Origin of the sequence: Erythrobacter sp., from assembly GCF_035194505.1 — a bacterium.
Lineage (GTDB): Bacteria > Pseudomonadota > Alphaproteobacteria > Sphingomonadales > Sphingomonadaceae > Erythrobacter.
Map to the genome: position 1 here is coordinate 2,648,550 of NZ_CP136573.1, position 16,233 is coordinate 2,664,782.

At 64.5% G+C, this 16,233-nt stretch carries 13 protein-coding genes and 1 pseudogene; 5 read left to right on the plus strand and 9 right to left on the minus strand.

Annotated elements, in window-relative coordinates:
• Positions 1-32: 32 nt before the first annotated feature.
• From RSE14_RS13020 to RSE14_RS13040, 5 genes are all read right to left on the minus strand, one after another.
• Positions 33-1,517 (minus strand): oligosaccharide flippase family protein, encoded by a 1,485-nt coding sequence (locus tag RSE14_RS13020; protein ID WP_324074300.1) that lies wholly within the window; start codon positions 1,515-1,517, stop codon positions 33-35.
• Entirely contained in the window at positions 1,517-2,761 is a 1,245-nt protein-coding gene (locus RSE14_RS13025; protein WP_324074302.1) for a carboxylate--amine ligase, read from the minus strand. The genes RSE14_RS13020 and RSE14_RS13025 overlap by 1 nt, the downstream gene beginning before the upstream one ends.
• On the minus strand, positions 2,758-3,639 hold the full coding sequence (locus RSE14_RS13030; protein WP_324074304.1) for a Vgb family protein: 882 nt from the start codon (positions 3,637-3,639) through the stop codon (positions 2,758-2,760). The genes RSE14_RS13025 and RSE14_RS13030 overlap by 4 nt, the downstream gene beginning before the upstream one ends.
• The gene (locus RSE14_RS13035; protein WP_324074306.1) at positions 3,636-4,427 is read right to left on the minus strand and encodes a phosphatase PAP2 family protein; all 792 of its coding nucleotides are present in this window, start codon (positions 4,425-4,427) and stop codon (positions 3,636-3,638) included. The genes RSE14_RS13030 and RSE14_RS13035 overlap by 4 nt, the downstream gene beginning before the upstream one ends.
• 279 nt (positions 4,428-4,706) lie before the next feature.
• Positions 4,707-5,345: a murein L,D-transpeptidase catalytic domain family protein gene (locus tag RSE14_RS13040; RefSeq protein ID WP_324074308.1), complete on the minus strand. Its 639-nt coding sequence runs from the start codon at positions 5,343-5,345 to the stop codon at positions 4,707-4,709.
• Positions 5,346-5,426: 81 nt separating this feature from the next.
• On the opposite strand from RSE14_RS13040, the gene RSE14_RS13045 reads away from it, so the two are divergent.
• The gene (locus RSE14_RS13045) at positions 5,427-6,572 is read left to right on the plus strand and encodes a L,D-transpeptidase family protein (protein WP_324074310.1); all 1,146 of its coding nucleotides are present in this window, start codon (positions 5,427-5,429) and stop codon (positions 6,570-6,572) included.
• 112 nt (positions 6,573-6,684) lie between these two features.
• On the opposite strand, the gene RSE14_RS13050 is transcribed toward RSE14_RS13045, so the two are convergent.
• Genes RSE14_RS13050 through RSE14_RS13065 form a run of 4 tightly spaced genes read right to left on the minus strand, consistent with a single transcriptional unit; the run spans position 6,685 to position 11,310 of the window.
• Positions 6,685-7,881 carry an ABC transporter permease gene (locus RSE14_RS13050; RefSeq protein ID WP_324074312.1) on the minus strand — a complete coding sequence of 399 codons (1,197 nt, stop codon included), beginning with the start codon at positions 7,879-7,881 and terminating at the stop codon, positions 6,685-6,687.
• Complete coding sequence (locus tag RSE14_RS13055) at positions 7,881-8,597, minus strand: ABC transporter ATP-binding protein (protein ID WP_324074315.1); 717 nt, start codon at positions 8,595-8,597, stop codon at positions 7,881-7,883. Before RSE14_RS13055 ends, RSE14_RS13050 begins: the two co-directional genes overlap by 1 nt.
• Positions 8,594-9,907: an efflux RND transporter periplasmic adaptor subunit gene (locus RSE14_RS13060; protein ID WP_324074316.1), complete on the minus strand. Its 1,314-nt coding sequence runs from the start codon at positions 9,905-9,907 to the stop codon at positions 8,594-8,596. Before RSE14_RS13060 ends, RSE14_RS13055 begins: the two co-directional genes overlap by 4 nt.
• Positions 9,904-11,310: an efflux transporter outer membrane subunit gene (locus RSE14_RS13065; protein ID WP_324076924.1), complete on the minus strand. Its 1,407-nt coding sequence runs from the start codon at positions 11,308-11,310 to the stop codon at positions 9,904-9,906. Before RSE14_RS13065 ends, RSE14_RS13060 begins: the two co-directional genes overlap by 4 nt.
• Before the next feature lie 918 nt (positions 11,311-12,228).
• On the opposite strand from RSE14_RS13065, the gene RSE14_RS13070 reads away from it, so the two are divergent.
• From RSE14_RS13070 to RSE14_RS13085, 4 genes and pseudogenes are all read left to right on the plus strand, one after another.
• Positions 12,229-13,464 carry a hypothetical protein gene (locus tag RSE14_RS13070; protein WP_324074318.1) on the plus strand — a complete coding sequence of 412 codons (1,236 nt, stop codon included), beginning with the start codon at positions 12,229-12,231 and terminating at the stop codon, positions 13,462-13,464.
• Complete coding sequence (locus RSE14_RS13075; RefSeq protein ID WP_324074321.1) at positions 13,461-13,718, plus strand: hypothetical protein; 258 nt, start codon at positions 13,461-13,463, stop codon at positions 13,716-13,718. Before RSE14_RS13070 ends, RSE14_RS13075 begins: the two co-directional genes overlap by 4 nt.
• Before the next feature lie 44 nt (positions 13,719-13,762).
• Positions 13,763-15,128: pseudogene (locus RSE14_RS13080) on the plus strand (IS3 family transposase).
• 257 nt (positions 15,129-15,385) lie between these two features.
• Positions 15,386-16,147, plus strand: coding sequence for a tetratricopeptide repeat protein (locus tag RSE14_RS13085; protein WP_324074323.1), 762 nt, complete (start codon positions 15,386-15,388; stop codon positions 16,145-16,147).
• Positions 16,148-16,233: the final 86 nt, after the last annotated feature.

Consider the following 16,233-nt stretch of genomic DNA (forward strand, 5'->3'; position numbering starts at 1 on the left):
ACCTGCCCCGCTGCATGAGATCGACCGAGCCCTCAGGCAGCCTCACTGCTTTTTCGCCGGTCCAGCACGCCGCCCACGAGGGTAATCAACGTGCCCTCGGCCGTATCACGACGCCCTCCCGCAACCCATAGCAGAAGAAGCATTGCGCAATAGATGCCGGCCCCGAGAATCACGCGCCAAGCGAGTTCAAGGAAGGGTGCTTCGGTTGCTCTAGGAAGCCATTGCAGGGCCACCAGCATGACTCCTCCAGCCAGGAAAGGGCGGCCCACAGACGCAAGAAATCCGCCAATTGGGTGTCGCGACTTGAGCGCGAGCAGCATCAGCCCGCCGATCAGGAGCGCCGTTGTCACCAGCAGACCGGTCTGCGCGATGGCCAGCACGCCTCCACCATTGGCCGCAACACCGCCCGCAGTCACCGCCAGCACCACAGCGCCTGCCATGCTGGCGAGTGCCGAGATGCGTTCATGTCCTCCCGCCTGGAGCGAGGAGGCAACCAGCTTGTAGACCGCCATCAGTGCACTTGCGGCAGCGATCGGCGGTACGAGCACGGCGGTCGCTATCCACTTTGTGCCGAGCACAACGGCAATGAAGTCCTCGGCGACTGCCGCAAGTCCAAGCCCCAGCGGGGCAACGATCAGCGCATAGGCGCCGAGCGCCTTGGCCATGCGTGTGCCCTGTTCGGCCAGCGCGCCTGATTCTGCTGTCTGAACGAAAGTCACCCGATTGAGTGCCGTCGCGATTTCCTGGGTCAGGATGCTCGACAGGTCCTTGCTGACCGCGAAGGCTCCGACCGTCTCGGTATCCGCCACGCGGCCAAGCACCACCCGCTCGACCTGTGAATAGACGGCTTGCGCAGCGACCCCGGCGAAAATCCACAGGGAAACGCCAAGCAGCTCCGCCCGTCGTACCAGCGAAAGTCTGGGACGGTAGGGCTGCAGGCTATAGGAAAGGGCAGTGAGAAGCGCGGACTGGATCAACATGCCTGCCACCAGCGCCCAGTAATTGCGGAGCGTCAGTGCGAGGGCAACCGTCACGAAAAATGAGACGATTCGTGCTCCGGCGCGCATCTTCAGATCCCGCCCGAAATCGCGGTTCCGGTCGAACTCGACGATGCCGATATTGGTCACGCCGAGAAGGATAAAGCGAAAGGCCAAGGCGAAGATCACTGGCTCTACCCGTGGTTCGGCGAAGAATCTGGCGACGGGATCGGCAAGGGCGACAAGGGCAAGAGCCAGAGCGCCAAATACGGTCAGCTGGATGGTGAAGGCGGTATCGTAGTAGTCGCGCTGTTCCCCCGTCAAGAGCAGCAAAGCCTGCCGCAGTCCGAGGAAAGAGAAGATCTCGACCATCGCGACCGCAGTCATCGCAAGGCCGACCACGCCGAAATCGTCGGGTTGCAGGACGCGGGCGAGGATGAACACCGACACCAGGCCGATCGCCCGCAAGGCCCATGTCAGCAAGACTGCCATGGCCGCGCCGCGGTAAATGCTCGTCCGGCCCTGCGCTGCGCCAGACATCAGACATGCGCTCCTGAAAGCACTTGGGGATGCCGCTTGCGGAACTTGTCGCGCAGCCGCGACAGGATTACCGCCCGTTCGCGCCGGAACGGCTCGGGATCGTCACTCGTAAAGCTGTCGAAGCCGGCGCCATTGACCAGCGAGCCGCAATAGGTGGCAAACCGGAGAAGGCAGACGAACTGAGCCGTGATGCCGGCGGCCGCCTGCCATTCGAATACGTGCCTGTCCCATTCGCCTTCCATCGACATTTTTTGCCTGCCCGCCGGAAACGCCATCCGCCTTGGTGGCAGCCGGTCTTCGACGAGCAGGCCATGCAGCGCAGCCACAAAGTCCGCCTCGGCGTGCATCGCAAGCTGGATCGACCCCCAGATGCGCGGATTGACCTCCAGCAGCACGAACGCGTCGCTCCCCTCCTGGTAGCGGAACTCGAACATCGCGATCCCGGTATAGCCGGCATGGGCTATGAGCTTTTGCACCGCATCGAGCAGCCGGGTATCGAGCGGTTCCGAAACGCGCGACGAACTCGGCCCGGTGGCATGCTCCTGCTGCAAGCGGCGGTGTTGGAATGCCTGAAGGACTTGCCCCTCATGGGCGAGAACCGAAACGCCGCGACAGAAGCCCGGAACGAAGCCTTCGGCCAGCATGCCGGGCAGGCTTGCCGAGCGTACCTCGAGCTCCTGCGCGTGTTCGATGCGAGCAACAGCACTCTTCTGCACCATAGAGCCGCGCGAATATGACTGCCGTGACTTGAGGATGAGCGGCAGGCCGAGCCGGTCGATGATTTCGTCGGCGGAACAATCCGCCGGAATCAGCATGCCCTCGGCAACCGGAACGCCCAGTGAGCTAGCGGCTTCACGCGTCGCCCACTTGTCTGTGAAGAGGGCAAGCGCCTCGTCCGAGGGGATCGCGCAGCGCGCAGGCAGCAGCGCCTGCCGGTGCGCAGCCAGCTGGAGGAGGGATGCATCGCTGGTCGGAACCAGCAGTGCAAATCCGTGCTCACGTATGAGCGACTGGACCCTTGCTAGCCACTCCGCGCCATCACCGCGGTAGACCGGGACCGTGTGCTGCGTGGTCAGGTAGCGCGAGGCATGGGCGGGGGTCTCGAACCCCGAGCCGGCTCCGTGCACGGCGAGGCCCTTGCGTCCGAGCGAGCGGACGGCACCAAGGAACGCACTGGTGTCGTCCCCAAAGACCAGCACCGGTGCTGCTGCCTGATGGTCGGAAGCTGCGCGCACCGGGATCACTGCGACACCTTGCTTGCCGGCTTTGGAGCGAGGCGGACGATGTATCCCTTGCCCGCGTCGAGATCGGACTGGATGGAGATGTAGACGGAGCCCGCCGGATCGACGGTCACACCGTTGATATTGACGAAATCGGCCAGAAACAGCGCGACGATTTCCGTCTTGCCGGTCGGGCCAAGGCGATAGAGCCGTCCGTTGTGACTGTCGGTGATCCACAGGGTGTTCCCGTCAGCGGCGAGACTCTCGGGCGAGAGGTCGTCGGGGACAAGCCAATCGCGCGCGCTCCCGTCAGCACCAATCCGGAGCAGACGATCCTCGCGGTTGTTAGCGAGCCAGATCGTTTTGTCCGGCATGCGTGCCATGCTTTCGGGCTTGGCGACCTGCCAGTCGGCGGCGACAGCAATCGGCCCGGAGCCGCCGGGCGCGAAGGTCGCCACCGCAGAGCGCTTGCCGTCGCCGACCCACACGCCCCCGTCCGCGAGCACAGCTATGCCTTCGCTTTCGGCGATCGCCTGTGAGCCGGGGGCCAGCTGCCCCCCCTTCGAAGTGACCAGCCAGAGGCCACCCGACGTGTCATCGGTGAACCAGACCTGCCCTTTCGCGTCGACCACGATATCCTCCGGAGAGGCAATTCCCGAGGTGCCGTCAGCCAGAGTTTCCACCGCCTTGCCGTCCCAGCGGCGAATGGCAGAGCCGCCCTCATCGGCGATGTAGAGCGCGTTGTCGTGCCACCAGAGCCCATCGGGAGAGGTGATGCCGTCTGCATTGTCGAGCACGATCTCGATCGTGTAGCCGGGATCGTAGAGCACGGCTGCGGCCCTGTCCTCCGCAGAGGAGCAGCCTGCCAACAGGCTCGCAGCGAGAAGTAGGAGCCGCTTCATAGGCCGATGGCCCCTTTGGCGAGCTCGGCAATCCGGCTGAGCGTGCTCATCGCACCTGCGGCTTCGAACAGTGCGAGCAGGATAATCGCCTGAGACCAAGCCGGGTGGCGCTCGGCCAACGTAAGCAGCCATGTGAGCGGCCGATCAAACAGCCTGCGGCCCGCGGTCAGGACAAGGGCAAGGACCACCAGTCCCGCCAGCGCGCCCGCGATCATGTCGGACGGCCAGTGCAGACCGGTGACCACGCGCGGCAGGAAAACGCCGATTATGGCCCAGATGGAGGCAGCTAGCCCGGCGGCGCGCATGGCGAGCAAGATTCCTCCGGCAAAAGCGGCAAAAAGGGCCGCGTGGTCGCTCGGAAAGGAGGCGAGGTCGTTACCGGCGATGGTGCCTTCAGCCGCCTTTTGGGAGAGGTCGGCGGCGAGGCCCGTTGCAGGCACCCGGTAATCCGTCATGCCGCGTGCCACCATTGCTCCGTGGTCGAGGACGTAGACATTCTCGGCGGTCACAAGCGGCCGCGGGGACAGCGGCATGGTCGTCGAGACAAGCTTCATCACCGGTGCGACAACGAAAAGGGCGCACAGCGTCAGGAGTAGCGTCTTGCGGTTCGAGGATTGCCGCTGTCCCGGGGTGCCGTGCCACCAGGCAAACAGGAAGCAGGCGGCAATCGGCCCGCCTTTCAGCACGACACGATCGAGCGCCAGCGCCATCAGCGCATCAAGTGTGAAACTCCGGTCCACCAGTGCATTGGCCGACTGGAACAGGGCAAGGTCGACGGCACGGATCATGAAAGTCTCATATACTCAGATTTGCTGTCAAATAGTGTCGGCCGACAGCGCGTGCCGTCTCAGGTCATCTTACGCCGAAGTGATTACCGAAGTGCTTCGGCCGGGAAGGGCGCCATGGATCACCCGGGGCTATCACCAAGGATGCTCGGGTTCCGACAGATGGAGAGCTTGCAGAAGTTCCCTCCCGCTCCGCCAGCCGCCCCGCCGATCCAGCGGAGAATAGCCAAGATCGGTCGGTGCCGCGTCAAACCGGCGTGAGTTGGCCTGCGATTTCCTCAACTAACCTGCCGCGAACAGCAGCCGTCCGGGGCCAAGGCGTTCCAGCACATCCCCGATCTCGGCGCGCTCGACGGCAAAGCAGCCGAGGCTGCGGCCCACCTTGCCCTGATCGCGCGCCATGTCGCGATCGACATAATCGGCGCCGTGGATCACGATCGCCCGGGCCAGGGCCATGTCGTTCTCCTCTTCCAGACCGTGAAGGCGGCGCGACCTGCCGTGCTTGCCGAAATAGGTGTCGCCGGTAAGGAAACTCCCGCGCGAGGAGGCATTCGAACCGGGCAGGTTGGAGAAACGCTGGACAAAACCGCTATTGGCCGGGTCCGATCCGCGACCATGGGATACAAGGTAGGATTTCTCGATCCGGCCGCCGGCGACATCGACCAGCATGAAGCGCATGTCCCTTGAGGGCAGCGAGTAATCGGCAAGGGCGATGCGGTCGCGGTGGGTGATGCGTCCCGAATGACGATCAAGCGCCGCCAGCGCCCGGCGCAGCGCAACCGGCACGTCGGCATTTCCGGAACTGGCCGGATGCGGCGGCGATGGGCTGTGCAGGATCGGGTTGGCGAGTGTCGTAGGCGCTATCAGGCCCGCGCCGGCGATCAGCCCGGCGCCAAGAAAATGGCGGCGATGGATGTTCATGTGCGATCCGGTTGTTTGTGCTATTCTGCGTCAACATCGGGTCTTGGCGAAGGGACGCAAGGGAGCCGCGAGGTATTGGCGATGAGACGTGGCCTGATTGCGATGATCCTTGTCATGGTCCTGACCGCGCCCGCCGCAGGGCAGGAGCGCGCCTCCGCACAGCCTGCATGGTCGGCAGCCGACCTCGCGAGCCTGCGAAGATGGATCGAGGCTGCGCCTGATGATGCGCTTCCCCGCCTGCACACCGCGGCGCTCGATACGGCGCTGGCGGCAGCCTCGCCGCAACGCATCGATGCCGAGGCGACCGCGCTCGCCCTGCGCCTTGCGCGCATGCATTTGCTGGGCAGCGCAACGCCAACCGAGCGGGCAGGGTGGCGGATCGTCGATCCGGATGGCGAGATCGCGCTCGCCCTGATGCTGGAACAGGCCTTGGCAAGCGGCACGCTCGACACCTTCTTCGCCCTCCAGCGCCCGGCGGATCGCGAATATGGCGCCTTGCGGCAGGCCTATGCGCAGGAGAGCGACGAGGCGCGGCGCCTCACCATCGCGCGCAACATGGAGCGATGGCGCTGGATGCCGCGCACGCTCGGCGAGGACTATGTGCTGGTCAATGCCGCCCGCTTCGAGGCCGTCCTGTGGCGCAAGGGAGCGCGCGCCGGAGTGTGGCGGGTGATCGTCGGCAAGCAATCCACACCCACGCCAGTGTTCGGCGCGACCATCGATGGCGTGATCCTCAATCCCTGGTGGGAAATCCCGTCAAGCATCGTGCGCGAAAGCGTGGGCGCACTTGTCCGGCGCAATCCCGCGCTTGCACGGCAGCGGGGTTATGTCTGGTCGGGCGGGAAATACCGCCAGCGTCCGGGGGCCAATAATGCCCTGGGCCTGATGAAGCTGGTGATGCCCAATCCCTTTTCCGTCTACATGCACGACACGCCGTCCAAGAAGCTTTTCGACGAGGAGGTGCGCGCATACAGCCATGGCTGCATCCGCACCGATGACGCGATCGGCTACGCGGCGACCCTGCTTGAAGGCGCCAGAACGCAAGAAGAAGTCGACGCGATCGTCGCCTCCGGCAAGACAACGACGGTGCGGCTCGCGCACCCGATCCCGGTCTACGTCGCCTACTTCACCGCTGTAAGCGATGGCGAGCGAGGGGTCACGGTGCTGTCCGACATTTACGGGCGGGACGCGGCAATCCGGGTCGGGACAGAGTCCAGCCTGCGCTGACTAATGGACGGAAGTTTTCGTTCAGGTGTCAGCGGCAGCCTGGCGGATTTGTTCCCATGCATGAAGCCAGCCGGCGGCGAGGGCGGTCGTCGGATCTGCTCGGGGGGGGCTGCTATTCGTGCCGTAGCGCGTCGATCGGGTCGAGCTTTGAAGCCCGGCTGGCGGGGTAGTATCCGAACACGATCCCCATTCCCGCTGCAAACAGGAAGCTGACGAGGTTGATGACGGGATCGAAGGCGAAGGGCACGTCGATCAGGGCAGCCAGACCGATTGACGCAACAAAGCCGAGGGCGATCCCGACCAGCCCGCCCAGCGCGCACAACACGACCGCTTCGGTCAGGAACTGCAAGCGCACCTCGCGTGCGAGCGCGCCGATAGCGAGGCGGATCCCGATCTCGCGGGTGCGCTCGGTAACCGAGACGAGCATGATGTTCATGATCCCGATCCCGCCCACCAGCAGACTGATCGAGGCGATCACCGCCACCATAGCGGTCAGCGCGCCGGTCGCCGCGCCCAGCGCCTGATTGACCTGCGCGGTATCGATCACGTTGAAGTCATTGGGCTCATCACCCTGCAGCAGGCGCCGCTCACGTAGCAGGTCGACCAGCGAATCCTGGATCACCGAGGCGGCATAGGCGGCATCGTACTTGACCACGAAGTAATCGAGATTTTCATTGCCCCGGAACCGGCGCTGCACGGTCTTGAGCGGCATATAGACCGCATCATCGTCATCCGATCCGCCGCCGCCCTGGCCGCGTTCCTCGACCAGACCGATGACCTGACACGACACTTCGCCGAGCCGCATCTGCGCGCCGACCGGGCTGGCGTTGGGCAGGAAGATCGCCTCGCGCACCTTGGTCCCGAGCAGGCAGACATTCTTGCCCCCCGCTTCCTCGTCGGCGGTAAAGGCGCGGCCGTTCTCGATGTTGATCGACTGGGCCTGGAAGAAGACGTTGTTGACGCCCTGCACCCGCGTGTCCCAGTCCTGTCCGTTATAGAAAGCGGTGGTGCTAGAGCCGGCGCTGCCCGCCGTCAGCGTCACCCCGGCGAGCTGCTGCTCCACTGCGCGAACGTCGGCCTCGTCGAAGGGACGGATCGTACCGCGGGTGGTGCGCACCGGGAAAACGATGAAGTTGCTCGCGCCAAGCGAGGAGATCTCCTCCTGCACCGAAGCCGTCACACCATTGCCGAGCGTCACCATCGTCACCACTGCCGCCACGCCGATGATGATGCCAAGCGTCGTGAGGATCGAGCGCAGGATATGTCGCCGGATTTCCCGCAGGGCGAGGAGGATGGTTGTCCCGAGCATCAGCTGGGGCTTCCTTCTGCCGCGAGTGCCCGGCGATCGATCCGCTCTACCAGACCATCGCGGAAACGGATGATGGTCCCAGCATAGGCAGCCATCTCTTCCTCATGCGTCACCATCAGAATGGTAATGCCTTCGCTGTTCAGATGCCGCAGCAATTGCATGATCTCGACCGAACGTTCGCTGTCGAGGTTACCGGTAGGCTCGTCCGCCAGCAGCACGTCGGGCTGCGTCACCAGCGCGCGGGCGATAGCGACACGCTGCTGCTGTCCGCCGGACAGTTCGGCGGGCGTATGATCGGCCCAGGGCACGAGGCCGACTTGATCGAGCGCGCGCATTGCCGCTTCGCGCCGCTGCGCCTTGCTTTCCCCGCGATAGACCAGCGGAAGTTCGACATTCTCCAGCGCGGTGGTGCGGGCGAGCAGGTTGAAGCCCTGGAACACGAAGCCGAGATAGCGGCGCCGCAGCAGGCTGCGCTGGTCGCGGTCGAGCTTCTGCACCTCGACTCCGCGAAACCGGAACACGCCGCCGGTCGGCACGTCGAGGCAGCCGAGGATGTTCATCGTCGTCGACTTGCCCGAGCCCGACGGCCCCATGATCGCGACAAATTCGCCCCGTTCGATGGTGAGATCGACGCCCTTCAATGCCTGAAACGCCGCCGGCCCTTCGCCGAAGGTCTTGGTGATGCCTTCAAGCTGGATCAGCGGCTCGCCTGTCATTGCGCCGCGGCCTTGATGCCGGTGACGACTTTCATTCCGGCCTTAAGCTCGTTTGATGTCACCGCCGTGCGCCGACCGTCGCTGCGGCCGGTGACCACCGTGATTGCTTTCAGCGTGCCATCGGTTTGCAGCACTTGCACCTGCTGGCGACTGCCTTCGCCGATCGTGGCCTGCTGCTTCTGGTCTTCCAGTCCGATCTGCGGCTGGAAGACCCCGCCGCCGCCGTCTTCGTTCTTGGCATCAGGGCGGAACCGCAGGGCGGCATTCGGCACCAGCAGTGCGCTACCGGTGTTCTGGGTGGCGATCGTCGCGGTCGCAGTCATCCCGGGGCGTAGCAGGCCATCGGGGTTCTGCACCTCTAGCCGCGCTTCGTAACTCACCACCGATCCACCCGCCGCCGGCGTTGATGTGCCCGTCTGGGCTGCGACGGTGTTGGCCGAGGCCAGATCGATCCGCTGGAGCCGCGCGGGGAAGCGGCGGCCGGGATAGGCATCGACGGTAAAGGTCGCTTGCTGTCCTGCCCTGACCTGGCCGACATCCGCCTCGTCGATCGAAACGCGCAGCTGCATCTGCGACAGGTCTTCGGCGATCACGAACAGCGTCACGGTGTTGAATGCGGCAACCACGGTTTGCCCTGGTTCGATCCGACGGGCGAGCACCACGCCATTGACCGGCGCCCGGATCACCGCACGGCTGCGCGTCGTGAGATTGCCATTGAGCGATGCCAGAGCCGCCTCGATATTGGCGCGGGCCGAAGCGACGGCCGCCTTGTCGCGCTCGACTGCGGCCTTGGCCTGTTCCAGTTCGATTTCGGACGGCACGCGCCCACCTGACAGGCGGCGCACTTCCTCCAGTCTGGCGAGCTGCACCTTGTCGATATCGAGCGTCGCCTGCGCCTGTCCGAGCGCCGCACGCGCGGCACCAAGATTGGCGCGGGACTGGGCGATCTGCTGGTCGATGATCTCGGTGTTGATCACCGCGATCACCTGACCCTTGGTCACGCGGTCGTTCACGTCCACCGCCACGCTATCGACCGGTCCGGTCACTTCTGCGCCAACTTCGACCTGATTGGTCGGACGCAGGTTGCCGGTCGCCGTGACCGACAGGGCGAGCGATTCCTGCGCGACCGGTTCGGTGATGTAATCTGGTGGCGGCGGCTCTGCGGTACACTTCGCGATGACGAGGATCAGCAGTACTAATGCGATACCGGGCAGCCAGTATTTCATGGTCCGCCGCCAGGCCGGGACGGGCTTGGTGCCGAGGAATTCATCCACGCTCGGCTGGTCCGCCGGTGTGCTTGTGTCGTTCACTTGGCAGGCTCCTTAGCGGCGAGAATTTCAAGTTCCGCTCTGTCCGGCACCGACCAGCCACCGCCGAGCGCGCGCGCCAGACTAATGAAGGCCAGCGCCCGGGCGGCTTCGGCATTGACCTGGGCATTGCGTGCTCCGAGCAGCTGGCTTTCGGTCACCAGCAGCCGCTGGAAATCGATCAGCCCGGCCTGATACTGGCTGCGCGCAAGCAGCGCCGCGTTCTGCGCACCCTCGCTCGCCTCGATCAGCTCTGTCACCTGCACTGCACTGGTGTCGAGTTCGATCGCCGAGCTTTCGACTTCCTCGAGCGCGACCAGAATGCTCTTGCGCCAGTCCGCCAGAGATCCGTCGGCGACGGCCTGCGCCCCCTCAATCTGCCCGCGCGCGCGGCCACCATCGAAGATCAACTGGGACAGGCTGGCGAAGATGTTGCCCGTGACCAGATCGAACAGGCTCCCGACATCGGTCGCGCTGGTGCCGATGGTGCCGGACAGTCGCGCGAGCGGATAAAGCTGCGCACGCGCAACGCCGACGCGGTCAAGATCGGCGGCCAGCCGGGCCTCGGCGGCGCTCACATCCGGCCGCCGCCGGAGCATGTCGGCGGGGGCGGCCAATGCGACGTCCTCAGGCGGTGCAGGGACAGCCCGTGGTCCCTCAGTCAAGGCGCGATAGACACGGCCCGGCGGCTCCCCGATCAAGGTCGAGATGGCATTGGCCACAGCGACAAGATTGCTTTCGAGCTGCGGGATACTGGCCGCAGTCTGCGCGCGTTGGGTGCGGGCCTGTTCGACATCGAGACTGGAAACCAGCCCTGCCTGATTGCGCCAGCGGGCAATCTGGAGGTTGTCTTCCTGATTGGCGAGCGTCTCACGCGCAATCGCGAGCTGCGCGGCAAGCGAACGAGCGGTCACAGTCTGGCTTGCCACCTGTGCGACGATGACCCGCTCCAGATCGCCGAGCGAATAGCCCGCCGCGCGCAAATTGCCCCGTGCGGCATCGACCGACGCATCGATCCGGCCGAACAGATCAGCTTCCCACGCGGCATCCACGCCAAGCGAAACCTGCACGTCATCGCTCGCCAGATCCCCGACATCACGCCGCGCGCCGCCACTGCCGTTGATGGTCGGCACTCCTGCGGCACGCGCCTGCCTGAGGCCTGCGCGTGCTGCCCTCAGACGGGTAACGGCCTGCGCCAGATCAAGGTTTTCCGTCCGCGCGCGGGAGACGAACTCATCGACCAGCGGATCGCCCAGCAGAAGCCAATAGCGATCCAGCGGCACCTCGGCTCCGACGGGTGCGGCAAGAACCCATTGGCTAGGGATCGCCTGGACGGTGGCCATGGCCGGAAGATCAGCACGGGGGACCGCGCAACCGGAAGCGGCGAGAACCACGATGCCGAGCACTAGTCGCCGTGCCAATGCGCGGGGCTTATCCGCGTCGTTCGACTGCGGCAGCCTGCGTGAGAACCCTTTTGCGATCGGCCGCCCCCTGAATGGATCGAACCCGAAAGAGTTCGAAGCTGCTGTATTGATAGAACTCCCCCGTCAGCGAGCACAACGCCCATTCGTCGGCGCGCCAGCGTCACCCATCGAATGGCGGGGCATTGCTCGGGGCAGATGTCGCCGGGCAAGCGAGGCTATGTCGATCTGATCGACGGTCTTCTCGATCGCGGCGCGCCGCAAGGGATGCGCGCCGTGGTTTTCATTACCTGCTCTAATCTGCCGCAACCGGCGATTGGACACAGGTCGCGGTCAGATCGGCTGCTGCGCCAGTCCTTCTGAACGGACCGGTCTCCGCGGCGCTGCCGTATCCACGCGAGGCCGCGGATAGGCACTAATTCGATTTGCAGGACGGTAGCGTCAGACCGGGTCAAGAGAGGCACGTAGATCGCCTCGATTCCGGCGTTCCAGCTCGTAGGTCGCGATGCACCTGTCGCCCAAGGGCTCGTTCCCCGAGAAACACTCGTGGTGCATCATTCGCGTGGCGGTGAGAGCATTGTTGATGGCGAGCAACCGCAAAATTGCGAATGGTTTCCGCGAACCGAATGACGTCGCTTCAGGGCAGAGTGAGACGGCGCGGATCTGTGCATGTGTGAGTGCACGCCGGTCGGTGGGGCTGTCCTGATGTTCTCGGCCCGCCAGATTATCAAGATCGTCCTGCGTCGTTACCGGAGGCTTCCGGCTGATCGTCTTGAAAGCTTCGATTTTCCCCATCCATCTCCCAATACCCGCCCGCCTGCATTTTTCACGTTTCGCGAACGCTGTTTTCACGGTCGAGGGACGCGCGCTCCCTACGCACGGGCTGCTGTTGGGGAAAGTGGCATGGGCAAGACAATCAATATGGGCCGCCTCGGGCCGGATGTGCTGTGCGGGCCTGTGCCTGCCGGTGATGTCCGTGCGGCGGGGGCTGAGCCCGTGCAGCCGCGCGCAGGAAGCGCCCATGGTCTGGCCGCCCCGCTGGCGCTGGTCCGCGCCGTGGTGCTGCGCGACTGGCGCTCCCTGCTCGTCACGCTCGTCACCTGCGCGGTCGCCGCGGTGGTCACGGCGTTCCAGTATCAGGTCTACACCTCCTTCGTGCGCGCCGGCGCGGTGGGGCCGAGCTATATCGGCGGCACGGTCTGGGTCGGGGCCGGATCGATCGAGTGTTTCGATTTTCCCGGCATCATCGGCGAAGACTATGCGGGATTGCTGGCGCGCCATTTCCCCGATGCGCGGGTGCGCCGGGTGGCCTTTGGGTTTGCCGAATGGACCTCGCCCACGGGCAATCGCGGCAATGTCGCCGTGATCGGGCTCGACGGAGCCACGGCCGATGACGGCACCCCGCTGGCCGACAAGACCTTCGTCGCCGAAGCATCGGATCTGGCCCGGCTCGATCTGTCGGGCGCGACGGGCGAAGTCGCTACTCTTGGCGGACAGACCATGATGCTGGGTGGCACCACCGACCGGCTGCCCACCTTCCTTGGCGCGCCCTATGTCGTCACGGGCTTCGAACAGGCGCGCACGATCCTGCGGATGGAACCGGGATCGACCGCCTTTCTGGTGCTCGACAATCAGACGCAATCCGCGCCCCTGCTCGATGCGGCGCTGGATGAGGCGCGGGCGCGCTATCCCGAACTCCTGCTCAGCAGTCAGGCCCAGTTCGCGCAGAGCTCGTCGCGCTACTGGCAGCGCAAGACCGGCGCGGGCAGTGCGATCCTGCTGGCGGCGGTGCTCGCCAGCCTGCTGATGATGATCCTGCTGGCCAATGGCGTTTCGCGGTTCCTTCAGCGCTATTCGCAGGATCTGCTCTCGATGCTGGGGCATGGCGGTGGCGAGCGCGAAGTGTGGCTGGTGGCAGGCGGGATCGCACTGGTGGTGGCCGGGGTGACCCTCACCGCGATGATGCTGCTGACCCCGCTGATGATCGCAGTCGCCCGGCCGCTGTTTCCCTGGGTGTTCTTTGTTCCCGCCGATGCGCTGATCCCGGCGCTGGCGGTGCTGGCATCGCTCGGCGTGGCGATTGTCGGTGCGCGCAGCGCGGTGCGGCAATTCGGCCCCGAAGCGGTGTTTCGCACATGATCCGCTGGCTTGCCCTTCCCGCCACGCTGGCGCTTGCCGCCTGCGGCTCCGCACAAGGCCAGGGCGTGCCGCAGGCCGCCTCGCCCTATGTGGCGACCGCAGTCGGGCGGATCGACAGTCTCGACGAGGCGCGCGAGTTGGTGGCGGCTGCTGATGGCGTCATTGCCCGGGTGCTGGTGGGGCGCGGCGACAAGGTGCGTGCCGGTCAGGTGCTGTCCCCCGTCAGCACCAATGGCACAGATTTGAGGTTGTGATTTAAGGAGGGTTGGGGCTTCGTCGTAGTGACGAAGGAACGAAGATGAAGACCCAATCCTCCTTGAAAAAATCGGCACCCAAAAAGCCCCCCGCTGAGCGGGTTGTGAAGGACATCCGGCGGCAGACCCGTCGTCATTTCTCGGCTGAAGACAAGATCCGGATCGTGCTCGATGGGCTACGCGGTGAAGACAGCATCGCCGAGCTCTGCCGCAAGGAAGGCATCGCCCAGAGCTTGTATTACACCTGGTCGAAGGAGTTCATGGAAGCGGGCAAGCGCCGACTTGCCGGTGATACTGCTCGTGCCGCAACCACCGGCGAAGTGCAGGATCTGCGCCGCGAGGCCCGTGCCCTCAAAGAATGCGTTGCGGACCTGACGCTCGAAAACCGTCTGCTGAAAAAAAGCATGATCGCGGATGGGGAGGGCGAAGAATGAGGTATCCCGCATCCGAGAAGCTTGAGATCATCAGGGTCGTCGAGCAGTCCCACCTGCCCGCCAAGCGGACGCTCGACAAGCTGGGCATCGCCCGTCGGACCTTCTACCGCTGGTATGACCGCTATCTCGAGGGCGGGCCGGAGGCGCTGGAAGATCGCCCTCCGCGCCGAGCCGGGTGTGGAACCGCATCGCGCCTGAGGTGCAGGATCAGATCGTCGGACTCGCGCTGGATTACAGCGAGCTGTCCCCACGCGAACTGGCCGTGCGATTTACCGATGAACGCCAATACTTTGTGTCCGAAGCCACGGTTTACCGCCTGCTGAAAGCACACGACCTAATCACCAGCCCGGCCTATGTCGTGGTGAAAGCGGCTGATGCGTTCCATACCAAGACCACCCGGCCAAACGAGATGTGGCAGACCGATTTTACCTACTTCAAGATCATCGGGTGGGGCTGGATGTATCTCTCCACCGTGCTCGACGACTTCTCGCGCTATATCATCGCCTGGAAGCTGTGCACCAACATGCGGGCCGAGGATGTGACCGACACGCTGGACCTCGCCCTGGCAGCTTCCGGCTGCGACAGCGCCACGGTGCTGCACAAGCCAAGGCTGCTCAGCGATAATGGTCCCAGTTACATCGCGGGAGAACTGGCGGAATACATCGAGGCCAACAAGATGAGCCACGTGCGCGGCGCCCCGATGCACCCGCAAACCCAGGGCAAGATCGAGCGCTGGCACCAGACCCTGAAAAACCGCATCCTGCTGGAGAACTACTTCCTGCCCGGCGACCTCGAGGCCCAGATCGAGGCCTTCGTCGAGCACTATAACCACCAGCGTTATCACGAAGCGCTGTCCAACGTGACACCCGCCGACGCCTACTTCGGCAGGGCCCCAGCCATCATCAAACAGCGTGAAAGGATCAAGCGACAGACCATCGAACATCGGCGCTTGCAACACCGCAACCTCGCCGCGTAACATCAACCCCCGGACGAGGCCCGCACTCCGCTAATTTACGCCCCGTGTTGTGCCGAATGTTCTGACGACGGACAAATGGCGGAAAAAGCCAGGCGCGGGTCCGGCTGGTCGAAGCGCCGATACTGACCCAGGTCTGGTCGGCCAACTTCACCGAAGACAGCGACAATATCTTCGCGCTGCAAGAGCGCATTGCAGCCTCGATCATCCCGCAGGTCTGGACCAATATCGATATCAACGAACGACACAAAAGCCGCGCCATGCCGCTGAAATCGCGATCGAGCTATGAGCTCTACTGGCGTGCGGACGCGCTGTTCCGCAAGCTCGACGAAACCTCCTCCAACGAGGCGGTTACGATTGCGCGGGAACTGGTCCACACGAACCCGGAAAGTGCCTGGGCCTATGCGATGTCGGCATTCTGCAACGCGACGGCCTATGCCAATGGCTGGGCCGCGGACCCCGCCCTCGCGCATGATCTCGCGCTGGCGCATTATCAGAACGCCTTGCGGCTCGACCACGATAATGTGCAAGTGCTCGGCTACGCCGCCGGCACGCTGGTGGCCGTGGGTGGCAGCATGCAGATTGCCGACAAGCTGATCGAACGCGCCCTGACCTTGCTGCCCGATCATTCCTCCACCTTGTTCTGGGGAGGTTGGGTCGATCTGATCAGCGGCAGGCCGGAGCGCGCGCGGGAGCGATTGGCGCGCGGGCTGGAAATCACGCCGGTTTGGGCGGTGCGGGCCTATGCGATTGGCGGGATCGGCCTGTCGTACCTGCTCGAAGGACAGATGGACAAGGCCTACGAGCTATTGTTCGAAGCCTATGTGCAGGATCCCGACTATCCCTTCAGCGCGGCGGGATTGTGTATTGCTGCCGTCGCAAGGGGAGAGCGGGAAACGGCGCGCGAAGTCGGCAGAAGGCTGATCGCAACGGGCAAGGATGTGCAGGTCCTGCGCATGCTCCAGAACCCAGTGCACCGCGCCCTGTTCTCCCACGCCCTCACAGGCGCAACTGGAGCCTAACCCAGCGGCCCACTGAAAAGCGGTCGCCAGCCTGTTCGTGGCCATATGGAAGGTGAGATTGGGTGTGCAATCTCACCTTTCACGAT

Coding starts and splice junctions, on each gene's coding strand:
- RSE14_RS13020 (WP_324074300.1), bottom strand. CDS start 1,517: ATGTCTGGCGCAGCGCAGGGCCGGACGAGCATTTACCGCGGCGCGGCC.
- RSE14_RS13030 (WP_324074304.1), bottom strand. CDS start 3,639: ATGAAGCGGCTCCTACTTCTCGCTGCGAGCCTGTTGGCAGGCTGCTCC.
- RSE14_RS13035 (WP_324074306.1), bottom strand. CDS start 4,427: ATGATCCGTGCCGTCGACCTTGCCCTGTTCCAGTCGGCCAATGCACTG.
- RSE14_RS13040 (WP_324074308.1), bottom strand. CDS start 5,345: ATGAACATCCATCGCCGCCATTTTCTTGGCGCCGGGCTGATCGCCGGC.
- RSE14_RS13045 (WP_324074310.1), top strand. CDS start 5,427: ATGAGACGTGGCCTGATTGCGATGATCCTTGTCATGGTCCTGACCGCG.
- RSE14_RS13050 (WP_324074312.1), bottom strand. CDS start 7,881: ATGCTCGGGACAACCATCCTCCTCGCCCTGCGGGAAATCCGGCGACAT.
- RSE14_RS13055 (WP_324074315.1), bottom strand. CDS start 8,597: ATGACAGGCGAGCCGCTGATCCAGCTTGAAGGCATCACCAAGACCTTC.
- RSE14_RS13070 (WP_324074318.1), top strand. CDS start 12,229: ATGGGCAAGACAATCAATATGGGCCGCCTCGGGCCGGATGTGCTGTGC.
- RSE14_RS13075 (WP_324074321.1), top strand. CDS start 13,461: ATGATCCGCTGGCTTGCCCTTCCCGCCACGCTGGCGCTTGCCGCCTGC.
- RSE14_RS13085 (WP_324074323.1), top strand. CDS start 15,386: ATGCCGCTGAAATCGCGATCGAGCTATGAGCTCTACTGGCGTGCGGAC.